Origin of the sequence: Plantactinospora sp. ZYX-F-223 (assembly GCF_039649625.1) — a bacterium.
GTDB lineage: Bacteria > Actinomycetota > Actinomycetes > Mycobacteriales > Micromonosporaceae > Plantactinospora.
In genome coordinates, this window is record NZ_JBDJAV010000200.1 from 1 (window position 1) to 454 (window position 454).

Annotated in this window: 1 protein-coding gene; it reads right to left on the reverse strand. The window is 67.6% G+C overall.

The features are described from left to right. The coding region (locus tag AAH979_RS43165; RefSeq protein ID WP_346263903.1) for an alpha/beta fold hydrolase at window positions 1-454 on the reverse strand (454 nt) is incomplete at both ends.

Genomic DNA, 454 nt, shown 5'->3' on the forward strand with positions numbered 1-454 from the left:
CCGGGCACGGGCAGGAGTGAGTAGTTGTAGAACCGCTCGTCAGGGTGGGCGATGTCCAGGAGCGCGATCCGTCGTGTGCTCGCCGGATGGTTGGCCGCGAAGGCGTAGGCGACCATGCCGCCGATGTCGTGTCCGACGATGTCCACCGTGTCGTAGCCGAGATGGCGCGCGAGCGCGAGAATGTCACCGGCCATGGTCTTCTTGTCGTACCCGCCCGCGGGCTTGTCCGAGCCGCCCATGCCCCGCAGGTCGACGGCGATGACCCGACGATGTTCCGCGAGGGCTGGCATGATCTTGTGGAACTCCCACCAGGTCTGCGGCCAGCCACCCAGCAGGATCAGCGGCTCGCCACGGCCGCCCGCCACATAGTGCAGGCGGACGCCGTTGACCTCGGCGTGGCTGCTGACGAACCCGCCCTCCAGTGAACGCGCCAGTTCGGCATCCGACGTTGTGT